This window comes from Streptomyces roseirectus (genome assembly GCF_014489635.1).
GTDB lineage: Bacteria > Actinomycetota > Actinomycetes > Streptomycetales > Streptomycetaceae > Streptomyces > Streptomyces roseirectus.
The window spans coordinates 9,459,690-9,481,184 of the sequence record NZ_CP060828.1 but is presented as its reverse complement, the minus strand read 5'-3'; the positions used below and the strand labels follow the sequence as shown (position 1 = coordinate 9,481,184).

Below are 21,495 nucleotides of genomic sequence, written 5' to 3'. Positions count from 1 at the left end.
TTGTTGGTGCCGGCCACGCGGTCGAGGTCGGTTCCGGTGGGGGTGCGGCCGACGGCGTGTTCGTGTTGGTACCGGTAGTTCGTTAAACCCGGCGGTAGAGATCAAGGGGTCTGCCGGCGGTGACCGTGTCGAGGAGGGCCTGGAGTTCGGGTGGCGGGTCCTGGTCGGTCCAGGCTCGCCACCATCTGCGCAGGGTGATGGCCGGGGTGAGCCAGGAGCGGACGGCCCGTAAGGCCCTGGGCCAGCAGGGCGGGTGGGGTGTGGTGGTGCCCCCTCTCTGGCCGGTTGTCGGGGCAGGGGTCCGGTGCGGTGGTGTCCAGTGGTCCGGGTGGGGCGAACCACTGGTCCCAGCAGAAGGTGAAGGCGCAGTTGACCAGGGTCTGGTGGTGGCGGATGGCGGTGTCGGAGCGGACCTGGAAATCGGCCCAGCCGAGTTCGTCCTTGATCTGCTTGTAGCTCTGCTCGATCCACGGCCGCAGCCCGTAGAGGCGGACGATCTCGGCGAGGTCGGCGGGCGGATGCCCGGATGCGGTGGCGTGGGGTGCGTTGGGGTGGTGGTTGGTGGCCAGGTACCAGGTGGCTTTCTCCGGCAGGGTGGCCGGGTCGGTGGTGGCGACGACCAGGCGGCACGGGCCGTGGGGCTGCCAACCGCCGAGGCGCGCGTCGGCGGCCCACCAGGTCTCGGTGTGCCCGCCGCGGAAGTGCCGCTCGACGGGCGCCCAGTCGCCTGGGTGATCGGCGTCCTGCCAGGCCAGGGCATGGGCGGCGTCGATGGGGGTGTGCGGCTGGTCGGCCGGTGCCCAGGTGCCGCGGTGCGGCTTGAGGTGGACCACGTAGGGCAGCTGGGCCTCGCGCAGTGCGAGATACCAGTCGTCGCTGACGCTGTAGGCGCAGTCGGCCACCACCGCCCGGCAGGCGAAGCCCAGTTCCTTGCCCCGGGCCGCAAGAGCCGCGGCGATCTGCGGTTTGGTCCGGAAGCCGGGGTCGGCCCGGCCCCGCGTGAAGTGATGGGCGGGGGTGTAGGGCTGCGCGTGCAGCGGGTAGTACACCCGGCCGTCGGTCCACACCGTGGTCACCGTCACCACGCCGTTGTCGGTCTTGCCCAGTCGCCCCAGCCACTGCCGGCCCACGTGCGTGGTGGCCGTGCCGTCCTTGCGGTCCCCGGAATCGTCGATGACCAGCACCCCTGCTTCGTGGGGCGCCAGGGCGGGATCGGTCTGTACCAGTTCCAGCCGCCGCGTGTTCACCTGCTCGCTGTCCCAGCGCGACTCGGAGAGGAAGTACTGCAGCCGCTGCACGCTCGGCAGACCCGCGCCGAGAACCGGCTCGGCCCCGGCCAGGCAGGTCAGCGTCTTGTTGCGGTCCCTCGGCGCCAGCAGCCCGGTCAGGTACTCACGAAACCCACGCCGCTGGGCAAGGTTGAGGAACAGACCATCGAAACGGGCCGCGTACTCCTCCAAGGCCCCTGGCGCGGGCGGACACGTCCGTCGCTCAGTCATCACGCCCCCCACTCGGCGAGACAGTCGACTTCCCTCCCTCCGCCTTACGACTGCCCTGAGCAAGCGTCAACCCTCTACCGCCGGGTTTAACGAACTACCGGTAGCGATCGCATCACGCCCCGTAAATACGACTCGGCGGGCTCCCGAGCGGCTTTGATGAGCGCCGCCGCCCGGTGCTTCGGGAAGTACGGCTACGACGGCACGAGCATCCGCGACATCGCCAAGGCGGCCGATGTCGACGCCGCTCTCGTCTACCGGTACTTCGGCTCAAAACAGGGCCTCTTCGAAGCGGTCGCGCACCACGCGAGCGCCCTGTTCGAACCGCTGCGCCACCTGCCGCTGGAAGACGTGCCGGACTGGATCCTCCGCCTCGCCTTCGACGGCCCCGGGGAGGACGAGATCCCGCATCCGGTGCTGACGATGCTCCGCTCACCCAGCCGGGAGGAAGCCGTCGCCCGCCTCCGCTCCGACGTCACCGAGATCTTCTCCGAGCACTTCGCCCGCCGCCTCGACGGCCCCGACGCCCAGGTACGCGCCGAACTCCTCGCGGCGTGGGCCCTGGGCATGACCCTGATGCGGCTCGCCGTCCAGACACCGGCCCTGAGCTCAGTACCGGACAACGCCGTCCTCCCCTACGTCAGGAAGGCCGTCGACCTGCTGCTGAGGCCGTGTGACGAGCGGGAGGAGACGGAGGGCGACTGCCGGTGCCGCTGGGGCGGTGAGTGACGGGCGCCGGGGACGGTTCCCGCTCGCGGAGGTCCGCGGTCCCTCCGGCCGATCCCGCGCCGAGGAGGCCGGCGGGCCCTGACTCTGGAGTCCGGACACCGGAGAGACTTGGATCTTGATGGTCCAGGAGAACGGAGTCCCTGTGGGGATGAGGCATTACCCCGATGACGACCAGACCGCCATCACCGTCCCAGTCCAGCCCTGCCCCGGCCACCCAGGAAAGCACCCGCTCCAGGCGCTGACGGAAGATCACGGAACGTCGGATGTGCCGCTCCAGGGCGAGGACAGCCTTGGCGACTGACGCCGCGAGCGCGTGTGGTGAATCGAGTGCGAGGGAGTAGGTGATCAGCGAGGTGCCCGAGCGGCGTGGTTGAGAGTCAGACACCTCGATCGCCCCGCTCACCGGCGGCTGCGCTCGTGCCTCCACCGACCTGTACCACGACTGTCCCGCAGGCAGCCTCTGCCAGGAAGGGCGTCCCCGCCATGCCGCATCCTGCCGGACATCCCCGCAGGTCAACGTCTTGGACACCCACGATGTGCCAAAAGGAGGGACTTCGCTGGTCCGGCTCCGGAAGGGCCAGCAACGTGGGTGGTGCAAGTCGGGCGGCGCGGTCACCCCCGCGTCAGCCCATCGACGCATACGGAAGGGACCACCCCGATCATGAACATACGCACGCGACTCACCATGGTCAGCCTGGCAGCCGTCCTGAGTGCCGGCGGCCTCGGGCTGACGCTCGCACCGTCGGCCGCTGCCGAGGGCTCGCCCGCCGGCAGCGCGGCGGGACAGGTTCACATCCAGTCCGGCACGCTCCACCTGTACGAGAAGAACAGCTTCAAGGGCGGCTGGATCGGGCTGACCAAGACGGACAAGGACCTGAGGAGCAACTACTTCGACAACGGCAAGAAGGTCGACAACCAGACCAGTTCGGTGAAGAACTACACGAACAAGTACGTCGACCTGTGGCAGAACGTCAGCTGCACCGGAGCCCACACCACGTCCTATCCCGGGACCCAGGACGGGAAGCTCAGCAACGACGCGATCAAGGACAACCGGCTGAGCTGCGTCAAGTTCCGCTGACGCTCGGTTCCGGGTGCGCGGCACGAGGGCCGCGCACCCGGAACCCGTCACGCTGCCGTCCGAGGTGAACACGATGCTCAAGTCCCGTTACATCCGCGTTGGCCTGTACCTCGCGGCAGTAGTCATGCCCGCTGGTCTCATCGGGTGCTCCGCCGACGTGGTACCGGCACATCCCGCATCACCCACCCGCCCGAACACCACGCCTTCCCTCAGCGGCCCTGCCGCCAGCGACCGGGCCCGCGCCCTGCTCCTGCCCTATGACCGGTACGAATTGACCCCTGGCGACCTCGCGACCGTACAGGCCGCTGAGGACATGCTCATGGCGGCTTGCATGCGCGCACAGGGCCGGTCCTGGACGCCTTTGCCCGCCGCCACCGATGCCGATCCTCCGAACCGGACCCGGTACGGGGTGATCGAGACAGCTGTAGCGACCCGGTACGGCTACCACCAGCCGCCCGCTCCACCTGGCGTCGCCGCCCGCGGTGCCGCCGAAGCCGCCCGCACCGCCCGCCTCACCCAGGCCGACGCTGACGCCGCGTTCGGCAAAGCGAGGACTTCGCAGGCCGTGGGCGGATGCTGGAAGACAGCTCACGACACGCTGCGCAAGGACGTTCCGGAGTCACCGCACGACATCCTCGACGAACTCACCCTTTCCTCCTTCAACAGTTCGCTCAAGGATTCACGGGTGCATCACGCTCTGTCCCGGTGGAGCACATGCATGAAGAAGTCCGGATACTCCTACGCCTCCCCACTGGACGCCGCTGCCGATTCGGAATGGCAGAAGACCGACCGGCCGAGCCGAGAGGAGACGTCGGTCGCCGTCACAGACGTGTACTGCAAGGAAGAAACACGACTCGTCGAGGAATGGAGTGGTGTGGAGAGGGGCTGGCAGCAGCAGTTCATTCGAGAACGGCCCGACCAGTTCCGCGCTCTCGCCCTCGCCAAGGACACTTGGTTGTACGCGGCCCGAGCAGCTTTGCGAGAGGAACCCCACGATTCCTGATGCCTTTGTCAAGCGGCGTGACTCGTCACAGCGACGGATGCTGATCAGCGCGGAAGTACAGAAGACGCGCTGGAGTCGCCGACTGTAACGTCTGGGCCGGCGCAGATTGCCGCTGATCTTGCCCGAGTCACGCGGAACCGTCGCTCGACCGGCGCCCAGTCGCCGGGGTACTCGGCGTCCTGCCAGGCCAGGGCCTGGGCGGCGTCGAGGGGGGTGTGCGGCTGGTCGGCAGGTGTCCAGGTGCCGCGCAGTGCGGTTTGAGCGCGACGACGTAAGGAAGATCGGCATCGCGCAGGGCGGGGTACCAGTCGTCGCTGACCGAGTAGGCGCAGTCGGCCACCACGGCCCAGCAGGCGAAGCCCGCCGCCTTGCCGCGTACGGCGAGGCCGGCGGAGATCTGCGGCTCGGTGCGGACGTCCGGGTCGGCCCGGCCGCGTCCTTCGAGCCGGTCACCGGCTCCACGCCGGTCAGGCAGGTCAGTGTCTTGTTGTGGTCACGCGGCGTCGGCAGGGCCGTGCGGTATCCCGCAGACCGCGCCGCTGGCCGACGACACCAGCAGGCCGTCGAAGCAGGTCACGTGCTTCTCCAGCGGGCCCGGTGCCGGCGGGCAGGCACGTCGCTCCGTCATCGCTCCCCCACGGGCGCAACAGTCCTCCCTTCCGCCCTACGGAAGCCCCGAGCGGACGTCAAGCCCGACTACCGCCGGGTTTAACGGACTTCTGCTACGCAGGCTTCCCGCCCGCCGCGCGCCAGACTCACGTCCCACCCGGACACCCTTCCTCGGATCCGCGAGATCCCGTTGTCGGAGTGTCCACACCGCCGGGGAGACCTCGGGCAGGGGGCGGCCGGAAGTCAGGGTCAGTGGGTGACCATCCAGCCGAGGAGCGGGGTCGACTGCAGGTAGACGAGGACGCACAGCAGGAGCAGCAGGCCGATGCTCCAGCCGAAGACGCGCCGGAACAGGGTGCCTTCGCTGCCGACGAGGCCGACGGCTGCCGTGCCGACGGCGAGGCTCTGTATCGAGATCATCTTGGCCATGACACCGCCCGCGCTGCCGGCCGCGCCGAACAGGATCGGGGAAGCCCCGACCTGGTCGGCCGTGGCGACCTGCAGACCGCCGAAGAGGGCGTTGGCGCCCGCGTCGGAGCCGGTGACGACCACGCCGAACCAGCCGACGACGGGTGAGAGGAAGGCAAAGAACCCGCCGGCGCCCGCCAGCCAGAGGCCGAGCGCGTTGATCTGTCCGGACAGGTTCATCACGTAGGACAGCGCGAAGACACACAGGATGGTGAAGATCGCCCAGCCGAACTGCCGGATGGTGCGGCCGTAGACCACCGCCGCCCGACTGGGTTCGACCTTGAGTGCCGCGGTGGTGAGCAGGCCGGCGAGGAACAGCAGCGTGCCGGTGGCGGAGGCCCAGTTGAGCGTGTACGTGGTGGCGACGGGGTGGCCGCTCGGGTTGGCGATGTCGAGCCCCGGCCAGTCGAAGAGGATCGTCGGCCGGTCCAGCGCGGTCTTGATCACCGGTATCTGGGCGAGCGAGAACAGCGCGACAACGATGGCGTACGGCGTGAAGGCGAGCACCTGGTCGCGGGTGCTGTCCGCGCCGCCGTCCGGCTTGCCCACCCTTCGTTCGGCCGCCGGATCCGCCGCGGCGCCGCCGGCGATGACGGCCGGGGTGTGCGGCGGCCCCTGCGGCTCGTCGGCCGTCGTGGGCTGCCAGACGCGGTTCAGGACGATCAGCGCGAAGGCCGAGACCAGCGCGGCGAAGATGTCGCACAGTTTGTAGCTGAAGTAGTTGGAGAAGGCGAACTGCGAGGCCCCGAAGGTGACACCGCTGAGGAGCGCCGCCGGCCAGACCTGACGCAGCCCGCGGCGGCCGTCCGCGAGGAAGACGAGGATGAACGGAACGAGCAGCGACAGCAGCGAGGTCTGGCGTCCGGCCATCGCGCCGAAGTCCTCGGCCGGCAGGCCGGTCACCGCGCCGAGCACCGTGATGGGGTTGCCGAGGCCGCCGAAGGCGACAGGGGCGGTGTTGGCCACCAGCGCGATGGTTGCGGCTTTGAGGGGCTCGAAGCCGAGGGCGATGAGCATGACGGAGCAGATGGCGATGGGCGAGCCGCCGCCGGCGAGCGCCTCCAGCAGGGCGCCGAAGGAGAACGCGATGACGACGGCCTGGATGCGGCGGTCGTCGCTGATCGCGGCGAAGGACCGGCGCAGCACCGCGAAGTGCCCGGTGTCCACCGTGAGGTTGTAGATCCAGATCGCGTTGAAGGTGAGCCAGAGAATGATCAGGACGCTGAACGCGGCGCCGAACGCCCCGGCGTCCAGCGCCTGGCCCACTGGCATGCCGAACACCGCCACAGCCACGAGCAGCGACACGGCGAGCGCGGCAAGCCCCGCCCACTGCGCCTTCCACTTCAGGCCACCGAGCAACACGAGCAGCGTCAGCAGCGGCAGTGACGCGAGAAGCGCGGACAACGCGAGAGAGCCTGTCGGGTCAAAGTCTTGCCGGTACACGGAGCCCTCCCAGGCGCGATTCTATTCATGAAACAGCGTTAAGAATGCGAAAGACCACGGAATACTTATTTACAGAAGAGAAGATTCCGGGTGGCGAATTTTTCAAAATCTCCACAGCGGTCATTCCGGTTCACGGAACGGCCGGTATTGGATACCGTCGGCGGCAGACCCGGATAGTATCGGTATCGCCACACAGCGAGCCCTGCGAGCCTCAGGCCGAGGGGTTTCTTTGCGGAACCATAGCCCTTTGCGGACGAGAACCATGCAGAAATTCTCTTCGTTTCACGAATTGTTGCCGATAGTTCCTTACCAGGCGTTTGGTCCGGAGGTTCGCGTTTGGTCCCGGGTCGGGTTCCGCTGATCCGCTTCCCGGCGTGTTCGGAGGGTCGGCCGCCGCCCACGGCCCAGGTCCTCATCGATGCGCGGAGGATGTGTGCCCGTCAAGGAGATCGCGCGGCGGCCGGGGGGCGATCACCCTTGCCGCATATGATCACCGAGCATGTTTTCGAGAGGTGAGGAGCTCCATACTCATGGCGGGCGAGCGGGTTGTCGTCGTCACTGGCGGAGGGACGGGCATCGGCGCTGCGACCGCCCGGTTGTTGCGGGCCGACGGACACCATGTGGTGATCGCCGGCAGGAGACCGCAGCCGCTGCACCAAGTCGCCGCCGAGACCGGAGCCTTGGCCCATCCTGCCGATCTCACGGACTCCGACGCGGTGAACCGGCTCGTCGAGACCGTGGTGGACACCTACGGGCGCATCGACGGACTCGTGCTCAACGCGGGCGTCGGGCGCAGCGGTGCGGTGGGTGACCTGTCGGACGAGACATGGGAGTTGGTGCTCCAGACCAACCTGACGGGTCCTTTCCGGTTGCTGCGTGCGGCACTTCCGCACCTGCTCAAGGCCGGCGGCGCGGTCGTCGGGGTGGCCTCGGTCGCCGCCCTGCGCAACGGACTGGGCAATGCCGCGTACGCGACGTCCAAGGCGGCCCTGCTCCAGCTGTGCCGGTCACTGGCGGTCGACTACGGACGCCAGGGACTGCGGGCCAACTCCGTGTGCCCCAGCTGGGTGCGCACCGAGATGGCCGACGGCCGCATGGCCCGGTTCGCTGAGGAGTCCGGCGGGCCGGGGGCCGGGATCGACACGGCGTACGACGAGGCGACGCGCCTGAATCCCGTCGGCCGTCCGGCTGAGCCGGGCGAGGTCGCCGAGGCCATCGCCTGGCTGCTCTCGCCCGCGGCGTCGTTCGTCAACGGTGCGGCGCTCACCGTGGACGGCGGGCTGACGGCGCTCGACCCGGGCACCGCGGCCTTCGGCTATCGCATCGCGTCCCGGGACGGGGATCGCTGACTCGGCCGGACACCGAAGCCGGAGCAGGGCCCTCGCCTCGGACCGTCCTTCCGGACGCGGGGCGCGCGAAGGTGTGTGCCCCGGGCAGGCCGCCGTTCGGTGGACCGGGTAACCTCCAGGGCGCCGGATTCCCCCACCGAACACTGCCGCACAGGCCCCGTCGGCAGTCGACCGGTTCGGCGGCCTGCGCGCGAGACCGCCTGCCGCACCTGGGTACCGCCCGGACCCGGAAACGGCACCGGATCAGGAAGTTCGAGACGGTGCTGCCCGGCCTCGCGGCACATGTTCGTCTCAGGCGCTCTTCTTGCGGACCAGCGTGATGCCGTCAGTCATGACCAGCAGGCTGAGGCCCACACGGTCGTCGTCGCGCAGCAGCTTGTTCAGGTCACGCACAGCACAGGTGTCGGGGTCGGTGGCGGCCGGGTCGGCGACACGGCCGAAGAAACACCCGCCTGGACCTGGCCTGCACCCCGGCCAACCGGAAGGCGTTCGGCGCGCGGCCACTTCGGCTCCGGCCGCTGTCCGCGGGTACGAGTGCTCATGCTGATCGCCAGCGGGACGCGGGCCGTGCCCGAGGCGCTACGGGACCGTGGCCGGCCGGCGAACTGCCGCTGCTGGACAAGCTCGTGCAGACCGGGGCCGTGCGCCGGGGCGTGCCAGGGCCTGTCGTCACATTCCCGTCGTCCGCCCGGAGGGCGGGCCGGGAGGGGTCATGGGGGCACCTCCCTGTTCGAGCGAAGCCGAGAACTCGGGGGAGCGTGCAACTGCAAGGCGGAGGAGGGCGTCGACGCGGTGGGGGCACCTCCCGGCCGAAGGCTGGGGGACGTCGGCAACCGACGACAACGCCTGGGGGCACCCCCTGCTCGAAGAGCTTGGGGGAGCGCGTGCCAGACCCCTCCCGGCAGACGGGAATGTGACGACAGGCCCTTAGGGCATCCGGATCCGCGTCATCGAGGCCGAGGTCACCGTCATCCCCGAACACGGCGAGCCCCGTACCGAGTCCTACCGGTTGATCACCACCCTGCTCGATCCCGAGCAGGCGCCCGCCGAGCAGACCGCCCGGCTCCGTGCCGGACGCCGGGAGGCGGCGACGACTCCGGCACCCGGCAGGCTGGGGGTGCCCCCTCTGGGGGGAGATCGATCCCGAGGCCGCGTTCGCGCAGGTGGTCGATCACTTGCCCGGCCTCGTCCGGGGACGGTCGGTCTCCTGGGCAAAAACACACGGGCGGCTTTCAGGATCTCGTTCGCCCGCTTCAACTCCGCGCTCTCTTCGCGGAGTCGCTTCAGCTCGTCACGTTCGGCGGTGGTCAGCCGGTCGTCGTGTTCGCCGGCGTCCGCCCCGGCCCGGCGGACCCGGCCGCGCAGGGCTTCCTTGTGGGTGCCCAGGTCCTTGGCGACGTGCGCGATCGGCCGGCCCGTGGCGCGGACCTCGCGGACGGCCCGCTCGCGGAGCCCGTCCGGGTGTTCGCGTGGTGCCGGCACTGCTCGTGGTTCCCCTTCGAGCCAGGATCACGAGCCTCGCTCCAGGGACTCCACGAAACCGGGCTCGGCTCAAACCCCTTGAACGGCTACGGCGCCCGCCGGGTCCTGTCCGCCGGGCCGCGGCATCTCACCGCAGCCCGGCGGGGCCAGTGGCATCGGAGCCCGCGCGCCGTACTGACCGGGCCGAACCCGACCTGGTCATCCAGCCCTACCGGTCCCCGAGCGCGTGCTACGCGGCGCCCGGCCCGACGTCCGACGCGCTGAGCGGAACCCGCGTGGCCGTGGACGACGACCGTTCGTCGGCGCCGGCGTCGGGGGTGCCGGTGCGGGGCTGGCCGTCCATGTCGTCGGTCACGAAGGGGTGCCCGCCGGTGCCGGTGTCGACGGCGGGGGAGCCAGGGCCGATGCGGTGGAGGGTTCCGTCGGGGGTGAGGAGGGGGTCGACCGACCTCACCGTGGTGGGGGAGACAGGGATGCCGACGGTCGCCGGGCCGGTCGGCCAGGCGATGTTTCCGGCGTAGGTCATGGACACGGGCTTCTTGACCTCGTTGATCAGTTTGCCTTTGCCGCCCGTCACGATGTTGTCGGCGATGACCGAATCGACCGGGGCGAGGCTGTAGTTGGCGCCGATCTCGATGTTGGAGGCGTTGTTGACGAAGGTGTTGTTCACGACGGTCGCCCGATAGACGCGCCAGTGCGCGTTGAGCGCGCCCGAGGTGTCGACGTCGCCGCCGTCGAGTTGGAGCGCGGCGTCGTAGCCGCTGCCGGTCAGGCCCTCGAAGTAGTTGTTGTAGATCTTGTGGTCCTGGCCGTAGACGCGGATTCCGCCGGTTCCCGCCTTGCCCTGGCCGAAGAAGAAGTTGCCGTAGAAGGCGCCGCGGTTGCCGTGCCGTTGGGACAGGGTGCCCTGCGAGGCGCGGAACGTGTTGTGGCGGACGGTGTTGTCGTTGCTCTTCACGGAGACGATCTCCGGATCGCCGTCGCAGTTCTCGAAGAGGTTCGACTCGATGACCGTGAATCCGCTCGACCGGGAGATGCTGCTCTCACCGACCCGGATCGCCTCCATCTCGTTCTCCGCGCGCGGGCCGATGTCACGGAAGTGGTTGTGGTCGATGCGGTCGTGCTGCGACTGCTGGGTCTCGGAGCCGTCGATGGTGCTGAAGTTGCCCTGCTGGTGCTTCTCCTCGAACAGGTTGTGGTCGATCCGGTTGTGGTGGCTGTTCTCACCCTGAATGAGAACCCACTTCAGCGAGGACTCCTCGGTCAGCCGGAAGTGGTTGCGGGTCAGCCGGACGTTGTTCGAGCCGGTGAGCTTCAGCGTGCTGCCGTTCGTGAACTTCAGCCCCTCGAAGGTGATGTACGAGGAGTTCGCCACCTCCAGCTGCCCGCCGGTGATCACCGCCTTGCCCCGGTTCTGCGCGACGACGGTGACGGGCGCGTCGGCCGTTCCGTTCTTGCCGGTCAGCTTGCCGATCGAGTACGTGCCGTCGGCGAGGACGATCCGGTCGCCGGCGCGGGCGTCACCGAAGGCGCTCTGCAAGGCGCTGGAGTTCGCGACGGGGACGGTGCGGACAGGGGCCGGGTCGGTCGGGTCCGTGGGATCGGTCGGGTCGGTGGGATCTGTGGGGTCCCCGTCACCGTCGCCCTGGTAGATGTCCGTCTCGGCGATGCTGGTCCAGTCGTTGGTGGTGTTCCCGTGCCCGACGACCCGCACGTAGCGGGCGGAGGTGTCGGCGAAGTCGTACGTCTGCTGCTGAAGTGTGCTGCCGCTGCTGGTCTTTCGGTCCAGGACGGTCTTCCATGACGAGCCGTCGTCGGACACCTGGACGTCGAAGGTGTTCTTCCGGGTGTCCCCCTGGTGCCAGGCGAGCGCGACCGCCCCGATGTTCCGCTGCGAGCCGAGGTCGTAGCGGATCCACGCCCCGTCGCCCTTGGAGGACCAGCGGGTGCCGAGGTTGTCGTCCAGCGTGTTGGCGGGGACGTTGCCGTCGTCGGGGCTCGCCGTGACGCCCGTGACCGGGACCGGGGTTTCCTCGCCGGGGTCTTCGCCGCCCGGCTCGACGTCGTACGTCCGTACCCAGTCGACCTCGAACACGGCCGGGCGCAGACCGCTGTTCCCGGTGAAGTTGTCCAGTTGGATGACGAGGTTGCCCAGGGGCATGTCCTGGATGTTCCCCCGGTCGGAGTTCGCGCCGTCCGCCAGCCGGAACCATTCGACCCCGTCGACGTAGCCGACGAGCGCCTTGGACGTCCACTCGAAGGCGAAGTTGTGCCACTGGGTCATGTCCACGGGGCAGCGCTCAGGGTGTTCCTTCTCGTCCGACGGGCTGTTCGGGTAGTGCAGGAACGCGCCGAGGCACTTCGCGTCGGGGTCCGAGTACTCGACCCAGTCGTACTCCCCGTTCTTCAGCCGTTCGCCGTCGGTGGGCCAGATCAGGTGCAGGGGGTGGTAGAGCCCGCCGCTGGTGCCGGTGTTGCGGGAGCGGGAGCGGATCTCCCAACGGCCGTACCGGGTGGGCTCCTTCTGCCTGATCCACCCGGTGTCGCCGTTGGCTTCGCCGCGCATGGTCATGATGCCGTCCGCGACGGTGCTGTTCTTCCCACACCGGCGCCCGTTCTCGCTGTGGCCCTTCCAGCACTGGGCGGTGCCGCCCTCGGTACCCGACGGCACGTCCCACTTGGCGGGGTCGACGGGGCCGGTGTAGCCGAATTCGTCGGATATCGGCAGCGGCGCGCCCCAGCCGTACCGCTTGGCGGCCTCGGTGGAGTCGGTGCCGCCCCCGCCGTCGTTGCCGTGGGTGACGTTCAGGCCGTAGATCTTCACCTGGCCGTAGTTGTCGCTGCTGCACGGCGAGGAGTTGCCGCAGTTGGCCTGGGTGTACGCGCCCGCCTTGAAGTAGGCGCCGGAGAACTTCTTCGACAGCGTGGTCTGCAACGTGCCGTTGTAGTACGCCTTGATCTTGTCGTCGCTGACGACGAACTTCGCCTCGAACCTGGTGCCCAGCTTGTAGCTGTCCGTCACCAGCTTGTGGTGAGGCTCGTCGCCGTCGGTGACGTAGAGCTTGCTGCCTTCCAGCCGGAAGACGCTGACGTCGTCGGAGGCGTCGTGGATCTGCCCGGCGACGACGTACGGCCTGCCCTTGGGGACGTCGGTGATGGCCTGGTCGATCACCATCGTGTGGGTGCTGGACGAGGACGACCAACTCGCCTTGTCCTTGCCCGAGTTCGTCATCTCCCGCAGCTCTGAGCGGGGGTTGTTCGAGCCGCTGGTGGTGACCCCGTTGACCGGGGCGCGGAAGCGGACGGCCGTGCAGTCGTCGGCCGTGGTGAACCAGGGGTCGTTCGCGTAGGTGGCGAGTTCCGGCTGGTAGACGTTGGTGGGGGACTCCTCCTCCCCCACCGGCAGCCCGATGTACCAGTTCGTCAGGTTCAGCACGTCGGCCGGGTACGTACAGGAGCCGCCCCCGCCGCCTCCGCTGCCGTCGGCTCCGTAGATGTCGGTCTCGGTGATGCTGGTCCAGTCGTTGGACGTGTTGCCGTGACCGACGATCCGCACGTAACGGGCCGTGGCGTCGGCGAAGTCGTGGTTCTGCTGCTCCAGCGTGGTGCCGCTGCTGGCCTTGCGGTTCACGACGGTGGTCCACGACGATCCGTCGGCGGAGAGCTGGACGTCGAAGGTGCTCTTCCTGCTGTTCCCCTGGTGCCAGGCGAGCGACACCGACCCGACGGTCTGCGCCGAGCCGAGGTCGTAGCGGATCGAGACGCCGTCGCCCTCGGCGGACCAGCGGGTGCTCAGATCGTCGTCCAGGGTGTTGGCGGCCACGTTGCCGTCGTCGGCGCTGGCCGAGACCGCCGTCACCTTCAGCGGAGGATCCGCCGCTTCGGCCGACGCGACCGGGGGGTACACGCCTCCTGCGGCTGCGACGGCCGATAAGCCGATCAGCAGCGCACGGTATTTTCGTTTCACAGGTCCTCACTTCGGTCGGCACACCGGATGGACCGGGGTGGCTGGTGGGGGCGAGGCTGTCAGAGGTGTGCCGGGACCCCTCCCGCGGCGGATGCGGACACTGGTCGCAGCGCCGTCCGCACGCCGAGCGGCCCCACGAGACGAGGACGCCTGCGATGACCCTCTCCACCAGCCTCGCGCGGGGCGTGGCACCCGCCCCGCCCGGCACCCTGCGTGCCCGGACGGTCACCGGTGAACTCAGCGCCCCGCCCCGCCAGGGGCTGACGGTCCGTTTCGGGCGCGGTGAGGAGCCGGACGTGGACCTGGGGGTCGGCGTGGACGACCTGCGGGTGAGCCGCCGGCACGGTGAGCTGACGTACCGTCAGGGCCTGTGGTGGCTGCGCAACACCGGGCAGCAGCTGGTCCGTCTGCCGCGCGGCCGGATGCTGCACCTCGCCACCGAGCCGGTCCCGCTCGCCACCGGCTACACCCCGCTGTTCGTGAAGGGCTCCGGCTACCGCGAGCACCTGGTCGAGCTGTACGTGACCGGCCACGACGACCAAGGGCCCGTGTCACGTCGGCGCGCCGAGACCGTCCGCCCGCGGACCTGGGCGCTCGACGACGACGAACGGCTGCTGCTCGTCGTCCTCGGCCAGCGGTATCTGCTGTACGAGGAGGAGCCGCGCCCCCTGACCTACGCCGTGGCCGCCCAGCAGCTCGCGTACCTGCGCCCGGAGGCGCGCTGGACCGAGCGCCGGATCGAGCACCGCGTCGAGGCCGTCCGCAGGCGTCTGGACCGTGCCGGTTTCCGGTACCCCCTGCTGCACGACGCCTCGCAGGGCCGTCCGCGCGACAACAGCCTGCTGCACAACCTGATCAAGGGGCTGGTGGAGTCGACGACGCTGGTTCCGCCGGATCTGGACCTGATGGAGGACGACGGGGGCTGAGGGGCCGGCGTCACCGGGCGCGGAGCCGGGCGGCGGCCGAGGCGCTGAGCTTCTTGGCCATCTCGCAGAGTTCGGCCACAGGCCGGTGCCCTCGGACGTACAGGCGCACCATCTCCGCGTAGGTCTCGGCGTCCCGGCCGCCGTAGCGGCGGTACTCGACGAAGACCGTGCAGGTGTCGTCGCCGTTGCCGTACGGGGTGACGACGGCGTCGTAGCCGCTGAGCCGCAGCGGGTCGCCGTCCGCGGCGGTCTTGGGCTGGTCGCGGTGGAAGGCGATCGTCGTCTCCAGGTCGTCGACGTCGCTGGACCACTCGCAGTCCCAGTGCGCGACGCCGGGCTGCGGCGCGTCGGTCTTGAGACCGGGGACGGCGGACAGGGCCTTCGGGTCGAGCAGTGCGCAGGCGTTCTTCCAGGCGAGGGAGACGGCGGGGTAGGCGGGCGAACGGCGTGGGATCGGGCCCTGGTTGAGGATTCTGGCGGCGCTGCGGGCGGCCGCGTCGGAGGCTTCGCACAGGGTCGTCGCGCCGTCGGCCAGGGAGCCGTCGGTCTTGGCGCGGACCTCGACGAGGGTGCCGTCGACGCCGGTGCCGGGCGGTACCAGCAGGCGCACGCACGCGTCGTCCTCGGACGGCTCCTCCACGACGCGGATCTTTCCCGTGGCCGAGGCGGGTGGTGACGTCTCAGATGTCTCGGACGTCTCGGACGTCTCGGCCGTCTCGGGCGGTGAGCCGGTGCGCAGGCGCAGGGACACGTCGATGCGGGGGGCGTCGGCGGAGTGGACGAGGACGGCGCAGCGGTCGAAGTTGCCCGCGTCCGCGTCGAGTTCGGGCTCGCCGAACCGGTCGAGGGCGGCTGGGTCGGCGAGGGCGCACATGTCGGCGGTGTGCGGGTCGCCGATCAGGGCTCGCGGCGCGGTGCTTCGCTCCGGGGCGCTCCGGCCGGGCTCGTCCGCGCCGACGTGGTGGGCGACGAGCGTGGCTCCCAGGGTGATGGCGGCGACACCGAGCGCGGCGGCGATCAGTGTCCGGGGGCGGGTCTTAGGGGTTGCCCGGGGGCCTTCCGGTGCAGCTGCGGCGGCTTCCTCCAGGAGCCGTTTGGCCTCGGCGGCGTCGGGGCGTTGGCGGGGGTCGCGGCGGAGCATGGCGGTGAGCGCGGGATGCAGTGGGCCGACGGCGGCGTCCACCTCGACGACGCCCTGCTCCGCCTTCCAGTACCTCAGCCGCTCGCCCTCCTCCGTCTCGGCGGGGACGTCGCCCCCGCGCGGCGGCGCTCCCGTGACCAGTGCGTGGAGGGTGGCGGCCAGGCAGAAGACGTCCGAGGCCGGGCGGGGGACGTTGCCCCGGGCGAGTTCGGGGGCGGCGTAGTCGGGGGTGAAGCTGAACGGGCCGTTGACCGTGACGGTCTCGGTGCCGCCGACCCGGTAGGCGGCACCGAAGTCCAGCAACTTCGCGGACCCGTGCCGGGTGAGGCCGATGTTGGCGGGCTTGACGTCGCAGTGGACGATGCCCGCCGCGTGCAGGGCGGCCAGCGCGTCGGCGATCTGGGCGCCGATGCGGGCCGCTCGCGCGGGCGAGACCGTCGGCTGCCGGTCCAGGCCGCCGCCCGGCACGTACTCCATGACGAACCAGTACGTGTCCGGCCCGCCGTCGCCCGATGGGACGGTCAGGACGTCGAACAGCGTCACCACATGAGGATGGCCGCGGAACTTGGCCAAGGCACGCGGCTCGCCCAGCAGCCTCGGCACCGCGATCTCGTGGTCGCCCTCGGCCCGCTCCGGTTTCAGCGCGACGTCCTGACCCACCACCGTGTCGTGGGCCCGCCACACGGCGCCGCCCCGCCCCTCGCCGACGACCTCTTCGAGGACATAGCGGTCGGCGAACTCGTCCCCGGAACGCACGGTTCTTTCCCCTCGGTCGAGTCCGGAACGCGCACGGCCACGGTCGAGGGCCGTGCACGCGCCGAACTTACCGCGTACGGCGGACCGTAGGCAGGGTCCCCCTGAGCCTCTGTCAGACGCACCCTGGGGAATCCCGGCGGACATGCCCTGCGGGACACGTTCGGCGGGGTCAGGCCCCGGGGACCCGGTCCAGGAAGCCGCTCACGGAGCTGATGCGGCCGTCCTCGGCGAGGGTGATGACGTCGGAGCCGCCGGCCGGCGAGGAACCGTCGGCCCTCGACACCAGGTCCCACGAGAAGCGGGCGATGTGGTGGTTGCCGTCCACCGCACCCTTCATCCGGAACTCGAAGCCCGGGAACTGCGCGTGCGCGCCGGCGATGGCGGCGGCGATGCCGTCGTGACCGGACACGTCCGCCAGCGGGTCGGTGTAGGTGGCGTCCTCCGTGAAGGTCTCGGACACGGCCTTCGCGATCGCCTCGGCTCCGTCGGCGTTCCATGCTGCGAAGTAGCGTTCGGCGGCGGTGGCGTACGTCGTCATGACGTTCTCCTCGGTTCTCGGCGAAGGCCGCTGTGTCGGCGCGGCCGCATGATCACTGTGCCGGGCGGTGGAGTGGGGTGTCGATTACCCGTCAGGTAATCGTCCAGCTCAGCCGCGTGCGACGGGGGCGGGCCGACGCGGGAGCCAATCGAGTCCGTCGGCCTGCCGGTACCGTCCGTCGAACGACGGCGTCCTCTCCTCGTCCCAGGCGGTCCGCCGCAGTGTGGTGATCTCGTCGAGCCGGCCGCCCCGCCCCGCGAACGACGCTTCCACGACGGTGGACTCGGCTTCCGTCTCCGGGATCGGGAAACCGACCCCAGCCTCATGGCCAGGCCCCCAGGGCTCGTGCGTTCTCGGGCGGCGAGATGCCCTGAACTGCCGGGTGAGGGCGGGTTGTCGGGGTGGGGGCAGGTGATCAACCGAAGGAAGCGGTTCGTGATGATGGAGGTGTCTGACGTCTCATCACAACGAACCGCTTCCGGATGCCATCCGCGCTGATTACCGCTGTGTCCCGCCATCTCGACCACGATGCGGACCAGGTGATTGCCGCCGCGTTCGACGAGGCAGAAGCCCGTGACCGGCAGCACCGCCGGTGCTGGGTGGTGCTGGTCGAAGGCGCCGCCCACCAGCTGGAGTTGGTCCAGAAGGAGGCCGCCCGCCGGGCGGTCACGATCCACATCATCCTCGACATCGTGCACGTCATCGAGAAGCTGTGGGCGAGCGCACGGTGCTTCCACACCGCCGCCGGTCCCGCCGAGATCTGGGTCGGCTTCCAAGCCGCCCGGATCCTGGCCGGCGACACCCCGGGCACCGTCCGTGACCTGCGCGGCGAAGCCGCACGCGGCCACCTCACCGACGAACAGCACGCCACGATCGACAAGACCTGCCGTTACCTGGAGAACAACGCCGCCTTCGTGCACTACGACCAGGCCCTCGCGGCCGGCCGACCCATCGCCAGCGGCATCGTCGAAGGGGCCGAACGCCATCTGGTGGCCGACCGCCTCGACATCACCGGCAGCAGATGGAGCGTCCCCGGCGCCGAAGCCGTACTCACCCGCCGCGCCCTCATCAGCAACGGCGACTTCCCGCAGTACTGGACCTTCCACACCCACCGAGAACGCGAACGACTCTCCCCCCCGGCCCGGCCGGCACACCTACGAACTCCCAGCCTGACCAGCGAGTTCCCCCTACCGTGACGGGATCCGATGCGTGACTGATGGCGCCGCTTTCGTCATAAGGCGCATTGTCCGGCCGGCGGCCGGGGAACCTTCAGAGGACAGGTCCCAGAAAGGTGGTCCGCGGTGAAGACGCCTGATGGCGAAGCCAGGATTCCCGAATTCCACATCCCTGTCCCCTATGAATGCAATCCGCTGCTGGAGCAGGCGAGTTGCGCCATGTGGGAATGGCTGGACCACTATGACCTGATGGCCACCGAGCGGGCGCGGCAACGGACCCGCCAGTCCCTGCCGGACCTGTCGGCGGCGATCACGTGGACGCGGGCCGGCACGGACCTGCTGAGCCTGTACGCCTGCTGGCTCGGGTGGGCGTTCCGGGTGGACGACCAGTTGGACGAGGACGACCGTTTCCAGCGGCTTCAGGCCAGGGAGGCCGCCATCGCCGACTTCTGCGCCATCCTGCATGGCGGACAGCCCGCGGTGCCCTCAGCCTTGACGGACGCACTCAAGGACCTGTGCGCACGGACCTCCCGGCTGGGGCCCAAGCCGTGGCATGCGATGTTCGTCCACCACATCGAGCAGTTCTTCCACACCTACGTCCAAGAGGCCCGCCTGGACAGGCTGGGCCGCACCCCGAACCTGCGTCAGCACGTGGACCGGCGCGTGTACTCAGTCGGGATGCTGTGGATGTGGGACCTGGGCGAGGCCACCCTCACGCGGTTCCTCCCCGACACCATCCGCAACAACGACGCCCTGTTCCGCCTCCGCCGGGCCGCCGCGCTGCAGATCGCGTTCGTCAACGACGTCTTCGGAGCGGTACGCGACGACTTCACCGGCTACCAGCACAACGCGGTCGGCCTGCTGCGGGCCCGTGACGGCCTTTCCTACCAGGAGGCGTTCGATGCGGTCGGTGCCATGGCCGACGACCAGATGGCCGTGTTCCTGCGCGAACACGCCCTGTTCGAGGACGACCTGACCCGCAACGGCCCGCCTGGCCACACCCGCGAAGCCGTGCTGCAACACCTGCAGCAGATCACGGTGTCCATCCGGGGCCAGCACGCGTGGCACGCCACAGTGGCAACACAGCGGTATGCGCTGGACGACCTTCTGAACGCCAGCCCCGACGAACTCGGCAGCTACCCCGACGACCTCCTGACCCACTACAAGAACAGGCAACAACCAAACCCTGCCCCCTACCGCGCCTGACACACATGACGAAATCCGGAGGGTGCGCCACTCCCTCAGAGGTCGCTTTCGTCAGTAAAGCCTGTTTCATCCCAACAAGTGCTCGCGGCGGAGCGACCCTTGAGAGCCTTGAGGAGTTGGCGCGATCGACGGGGCGTGAGGGAGGCCCGCATTACCCGTATCACCCTAGGAAGTCCGTCTCGTTCCAAGGGGAGTTGATATCCCCGATTACCCCCGCCGCCCTGTACAGGAACCCGATACACGAGAGGCGTGAGTAACCATCTGTGGCGCATGAAGCGACGCAAAATAGCTGAAAACGACCTCTCAGACAGTGCAACCTTCAAGGGTTTTCCAGCTCTTGGAAGACAACGTCGTCTTGTTCTGCACGAACGAACCAGTCTGGTGATCCGTATTGTAGTTAGTCTCCCAATAGCCACCGGGACGGTACGATCGCTTCCACAGAGTCCATACCACCCCCCTGGCATCCGTGAGTGAAATTTCCAAGGCGGCATCATTGCTGGCGCTGATAAATCCAGAGGAACCACCCGGTAGCGGTGGAAGCTGAGGATCGGCAGCCTTGAGGTTGGCGTCTGTGAGTTCCCAGCGCGTACACGCTTCGAGCGTCTTGAGGGTGACGTAGCGATACTGGTTTTGCGCGTATGAGAGACGGACGACGATGTCTCGGATAGGCGCGGAACTCGGGTTGGTTACGTAAATACCCTTTTCGCTGTTCTCAATCGAATAGGTGATCTTCTTGATCTGATCCTCACGAGTTTCCTTGGCTCGCAGTGCATCAGTGTCGTCCTTTGCCTGACACGACGTAAACAGACTGACGACAGAGACGGCTACGGCAACTCCAGAGAACCCGGCACTCACCCAAGCCGCTTTCGCTTCACCACTCACGGTTCCCCCCGGAATCACGGCCCGCCCCGTCGGCGGGATGACGGTTGCGCTCATATTCACCAGAGCTTCACATGATCACTCCTGATGATTTGTTTCGTTGCCGTCTGGTGACAGATGAACCGGACTGGAAGTCGTCTGCGGAATGGATCTTCGTCTTTGAATCGCGGATGGCGACGCGATCATGAGCGAGCCTTCTGTCGTCACCGTTTCGTCACAAGTAGTCGCCGCACGGAACCCTGCCGCTCTCCCGCCCTGTCTGCACTCATGTACTACAACCACACACGTACCGCGGGGCACCACCAGACGACCGAAACCCGCGGACGAGACGACTCAGGGGGACCACAGCATGCGGCACAGCAACGGCATTCGCAGGGCGGCTCTGGCGACGACGGCGGTCACGGCCGTCGCGGCGGCGGTGACCGGCGTCCTGCCCGGCACCGCCATGGCGGCGAGCACCACCGCCTCCACCCCGCCGAGCACCTGCCCGGCCTCCGCTCTCCGGGTCAGCGCCTGGCAGGCCGCCAACCGGCCCGTCGGGACCGGGACCGGGGCGGCGGTCGTGGAGTTCACCAACGTCTCCGGCAGGACGTGCGTCCTGAAGGGCCACCCGACGACGGCCGCGGGCATCGGCCAAGGCTCCCCCACCCCCAACATCCCGCTCAAGGTCACCCCCACCGGCAAGGCGTCCTCCGTGACGCTCCGGCCGCGCGGCAAGGCGTGGACGAAGCTGACCTTCGTCCAGGTCCAGGGGGAGGGCGACGGCTACTGCGTGTCGGGCGCCACCCCGGCGATATTCCCGACGATGGTCATCGGACTGCCGAACTCCGGGAAGCACCAGGTCGCCCTGAACGACGGGTGGTGGGCCGAGTGCGACAACAAGGTGACCGTCACCCCGGTCTCGGCGGTCAAGCCCTCCTGACCCCGCCGTCCCCACAGATCGAGCAGCCCGCATGACGATCGCAACGCTCTGACCTGAATGTTCACGAGGCACTGCGCATAAGCGCCAGTGGCACGGGACAACGAAGCCCGCCGACCGACGTTGGCGGGCTTCTCCGTGATCAGGACGCGACAAGCCGTCCCCCGAACGGCACATGCGACTTGCCGTTCGTATCCCGCAGCGTGGACAACGCTCCCCACTCACTCCGGATTCCCGCGAGCCGACTTGACCCTTTTGTGCTGTCGAGGCCGTCGTCGTATCCGATCGCGCAGGCAGGGCAGGCATCAGGACTCACACCGATCACGCCTGA

Annotated in this window: 17 protein-coding genes and 2 pseudogenes; 8 read left to right on the top strand and 11 right to left on the bottom strand. The window is 69.0% G+C overall.

The genetic code is table 11. The annotated features are described in order from the left end of the window. Positions 1-101: 101 nt before the first annotated feature. Positions 102-1,499 carry an IS701 family transposase gene (locus IAG44_RS40805; protein ID WP_425508502.1) on the bottom strand — a complete coding sequence of 466 codons (1,398 nt, stop codon included), beginning with the start codon at positions 1,497-1,499 and terminating at the stop codon, positions 102-104. Between the two features lie 156 nt (positions 1,500-1,655). On the opposite strand from IAG44_RS40805, the gene IAG44_RS40800 reads away from it, so the two are divergent. The 3 genes from IAG44_RS40800 to IAG44_RS40790 all read left to right on the top strand — a co-directional run bounded on the left by IAG44_RS40800 (position 1,656) and on the right by IAG44_RS40790 (position 4,306). Beyond that, positions 1,656-2,225, top strand: coding sequence for a TetR family transcriptional regulator (locus IAG44_RS40800; protein ID WP_187752049.1), 570 nt, complete (start codon positions 1,656-1,658; stop codon positions 2,223-2,225). A 661-nt stretch (positions 2,226-2,886) separates the two neighbouring features. After that, positions 2,887-3,303, top strand: coding sequence for a peptidase inhibitor family I36 protein (locus IAG44_RS40795; protein WP_187752048.1), 417 nt, complete (start codon positions 2,887-2,889; stop codon positions 3,301-3,303). A gap of 13 nt (positions 3,304-3,316) precedes the next feature. Next, positions 3,317-4,306, top strand: a complete 990-nt coding sequence (locus IAG44_RS40790) for a hypothetical protein (RefSeq protein WP_223006900.1) — start codon at positions 3,317-3,319, stop codon at positions 4,304-4,306. A 33-nt stretch (positions 4,307-4,339) separates the two neighbouring features. On the opposite strand, the pseudogene IAG44_RS44905 reads toward IAG44_RS40790, so the two are convergent. From IAG44_RS44905 to IAG44_RS40775, 3 genes and pseudogenes are all read right to left on the bottom strand, one after another. Then, positions 4,340-4,474: pseudogene (locus tag IAG44_RS44905) on the bottom strand (IS110 family transposase); the annotation flags it as partial. Next, positions 4,438-4,934 (bottom strand): annotated as a pseudogene (locus IAG44_RS44900) (hypothetical protein); the annotation flags it as partial. The pseudogenes IAG44_RS44900 and IAG44_RS44905, both read right to left, overlap by 37 nt. Before the next feature lie 230 nt (positions 4,935-5,164). Then, positions 5,165-6,826 (bottom strand): L-lactate permease, encoded by a 1,662-nt coding sequence (locus IAG44_RS40775; RefSeq protein WP_187752047.1) that lies wholly within the window; start codon positions 6,824-6,826, stop codon positions 5,165-5,167. Positions 6,827-7,356: 530 nt separating this feature from the next. Between IAG44_RS40775 and IAG44_RS40770 the strand changes: the two genes are divergently transcribed. Further along, complete coding sequence (locus tag IAG44_RS40770) at positions 7,357-8,175, top strand: SDR family NAD(P)-dependent oxidoreductase (protein ID WP_187752046.1); 819 nt, start codon at positions 7,357-7,359, stop codon at positions 8,173-8,175. A 291-nt stretch (positions 8,176-8,466) separates the two neighbouring features. On the opposite strand, the gene IAG44_RS40765 is transcribed toward IAG44_RS40770, so the two are convergent. The 3 genes from IAG44_RS40765 to IAG44_RS40755 all read right to left on the bottom strand — a co-directional run bounded on the left by IAG44_RS40765 (position 8,467) and on the right by IAG44_RS40755 (position 13,564). Then, the gene (locus IAG44_RS40765) at positions 8,467-8,679 is read right to left on the bottom strand and encodes an O-methyltransferase (protein WP_187752045.1); all 213 of its coding nucleotides are present in this window, start codon (positions 8,677-8,679) and stop codon (positions 8,467-8,469) included. 498 nt (positions 8,680-9,177) lie between these two features. After that, a complete protein-coding gene (locus IAG44_RS40760) occupies positions 9,178-9,657 on the bottom strand; it encodes a transposase (protein WP_187752044.1) in 480 nt (159 codons plus the stop codon). Between the two features lie 229 nt (positions 9,658-9,886). Beyond that, positions 9,887-13,564 (bottom strand): chondroitinase-B domain-containing protein, encoded by a 3,678-nt coding sequence (locus IAG44_RS40755; RefSeq protein ID WP_187752043.1) that lies wholly within the window; start codon positions 13,562-13,564, stop codon positions 9,887-9,889. A 215-nt stretch (positions 13,565-13,779) separates the two neighbouring features. Here IAG44_RS40755 and IAG44_RS40750 point away from each other — a divergent pair, with 215 nt between their 5' ends. Continuing rightward, positions 13,780-14,550 (top strand): FHA domain-containing protein, encoded by a 771-nt coding sequence (locus IAG44_RS40750; RefSeq protein ID WP_187752042.1) that lies wholly within the window; start codon positions 13,780-13,782, stop codon positions 14,548-14,550. Positions 14,551-14,560: 10 nt separating this feature from the next. On the opposite strand, the gene IAG44_RS40745 is transcribed toward IAG44_RS40750, so the two are convergent. From IAG44_RS40745 to IAG44_RS43035, 3 genes are all read right to left on the bottom strand, one after another. Next, positions 14,561-16,447 carry a serine/threonine-protein kinase gene (locus IAG44_RS40745; protein ID WP_187752041.1) on the bottom strand — a complete coding sequence of 629 codons (1,887 nt, stop codon included), beginning with the start codon at positions 16,445-16,447 and terminating at the stop codon, positions 14,561-14,563. Between the two features lie 169 nt (positions 16,448-16,616). Then, positions 16,617-16,985, bottom strand: a complete 369-nt coding sequence (locus IAG44_RS40740; RefSeq protein WP_187752040.1) for a nuclear transport factor 2 family protein — start codon at positions 16,983-16,985, stop codon at positions 16,617-16,619. A gap of 108 nt (positions 16,986-17,093) precedes the next feature. Further along, positions 17,094-17,258 carry a hypothetical protein gene (locus tag IAG44_RS43035; protein WP_223006841.1) on the bottom strand — a complete coding sequence of 55 codons (165 nt, stop codon included), beginning with the start codon at positions 17,256-17,258 and terminating at the stop codon, positions 17,094-17,096. A 233-nt stretch (positions 17,259-17,491) separates the two neighbouring features. On the opposite strand from IAG44_RS43035, the gene IAG44_RS40730 reads away from it, so the two are divergent. After that, on the top strand, positions 17,492-18,181 hold the full coding sequence (locus IAG44_RS40730; protein ID WP_187752039.1) for a hypothetical protein: 690 nt from the start codon (positions 17,492-17,494) through the stop codon (positions 18,179-18,181). 105 nt (positions 18,182-18,286) lie between these two features. Continuing rightward, on the top strand, positions 18,287-19,366 hold the full coding sequence (locus IAG44_RS40725) for a terpene synthase family protein (protein ID WP_187752038.1): 1,080 nt from the start codon (positions 18,287-18,289) through the stop codon (positions 19,364-19,366). Between the two features lie 303 nt (positions 19,367-19,669). On the opposite strand, the gene IAG44_RS40720 is transcribed toward IAG44_RS40725, so the two are convergent. Beyond that, entirely contained in the window at positions 19,670-20,302 is a 633-nt protein-coding gene (locus IAG44_RS40720) for a hypothetical protein (protein ID WP_187752037.1), read from the bottom strand. A 292-nt stretch (positions 20,303-20,594) separates the two neighbouring features. Between IAG44_RS40720 and IAG44_RS40715 the strand changes: the two genes are divergently transcribed. After that, positions 20,595-21,167: a DUF4232 domain-containing protein gene (locus IAG44_RS40715; protein ID WP_187752036.1), complete on the top strand. Its 573-nt coding sequence runs from the start codon at positions 20,595-20,597 to the stop codon at positions 21,165-21,167. Positions 21,168-21,495 lie beyond the last annotated feature (328 nt).

Excerpts from the sequence above, each read along its gene's own strand:
- IAG44_RS40720 (WP_187752037.1), bottom strand. The coding sequence starts at position 20,302 with ATGAGCGCAACCGTCATCCCGCCGACGGGGCGGGCCGTGATTCCGGGG.
- IAG44_RS40715 (WP_187752036.1), top strand. The coding sequence starts at position 20,595 with ATGCGGCACAGCAACGGCATTCGCAGGGCGGCTCTGGCGACGACGGCG.
- IAG44_RS40800 (WP_187752049.1), top strand. The coding sequence starts at position 1,656 with ATGAGCGCCGCCGCCCGGTGCTTCGGGAAGTACGGCTACGACGGCACG.
- IAG44_RS40795 (WP_187752048.1), top strand. The coding sequence starts at position 2,887 with ATGAACATACGCACGCGACTCACCATGGTCAGCCTGGCAGCCGTCCTG.
- IAG44_RS40805 (WP_425508502.1), bottom strand. The coding sequence starts at position 1,499 with ATGACTGAGCGACGGACGTGTCCGCCCGCGCCAGGGGCCTTGGAGGAG.
- IAG44_RS40770 (WP_187752046.1), top strand. The coding sequence starts at position 7,357 with ATGGCGGGCGAGCGGGTTGTCGTCGTCACTGGCGGAGGGACGGGCATC.
- IAG44_RS40750 (WP_187752042.1), top strand. The coding sequence starts at position 13,780 with ATGACCCTCTCCACCAGCCTCGCGCGGGGCGTGGCACCCGCCCCGCCC.
- IAG44_RS40740 (WP_187752040.1), bottom strand. The coding sequence starts at position 16,985 with ATGACGACGTACGCCACCGCCGCCGAACGCTACTTCGCAGCATGGAAC.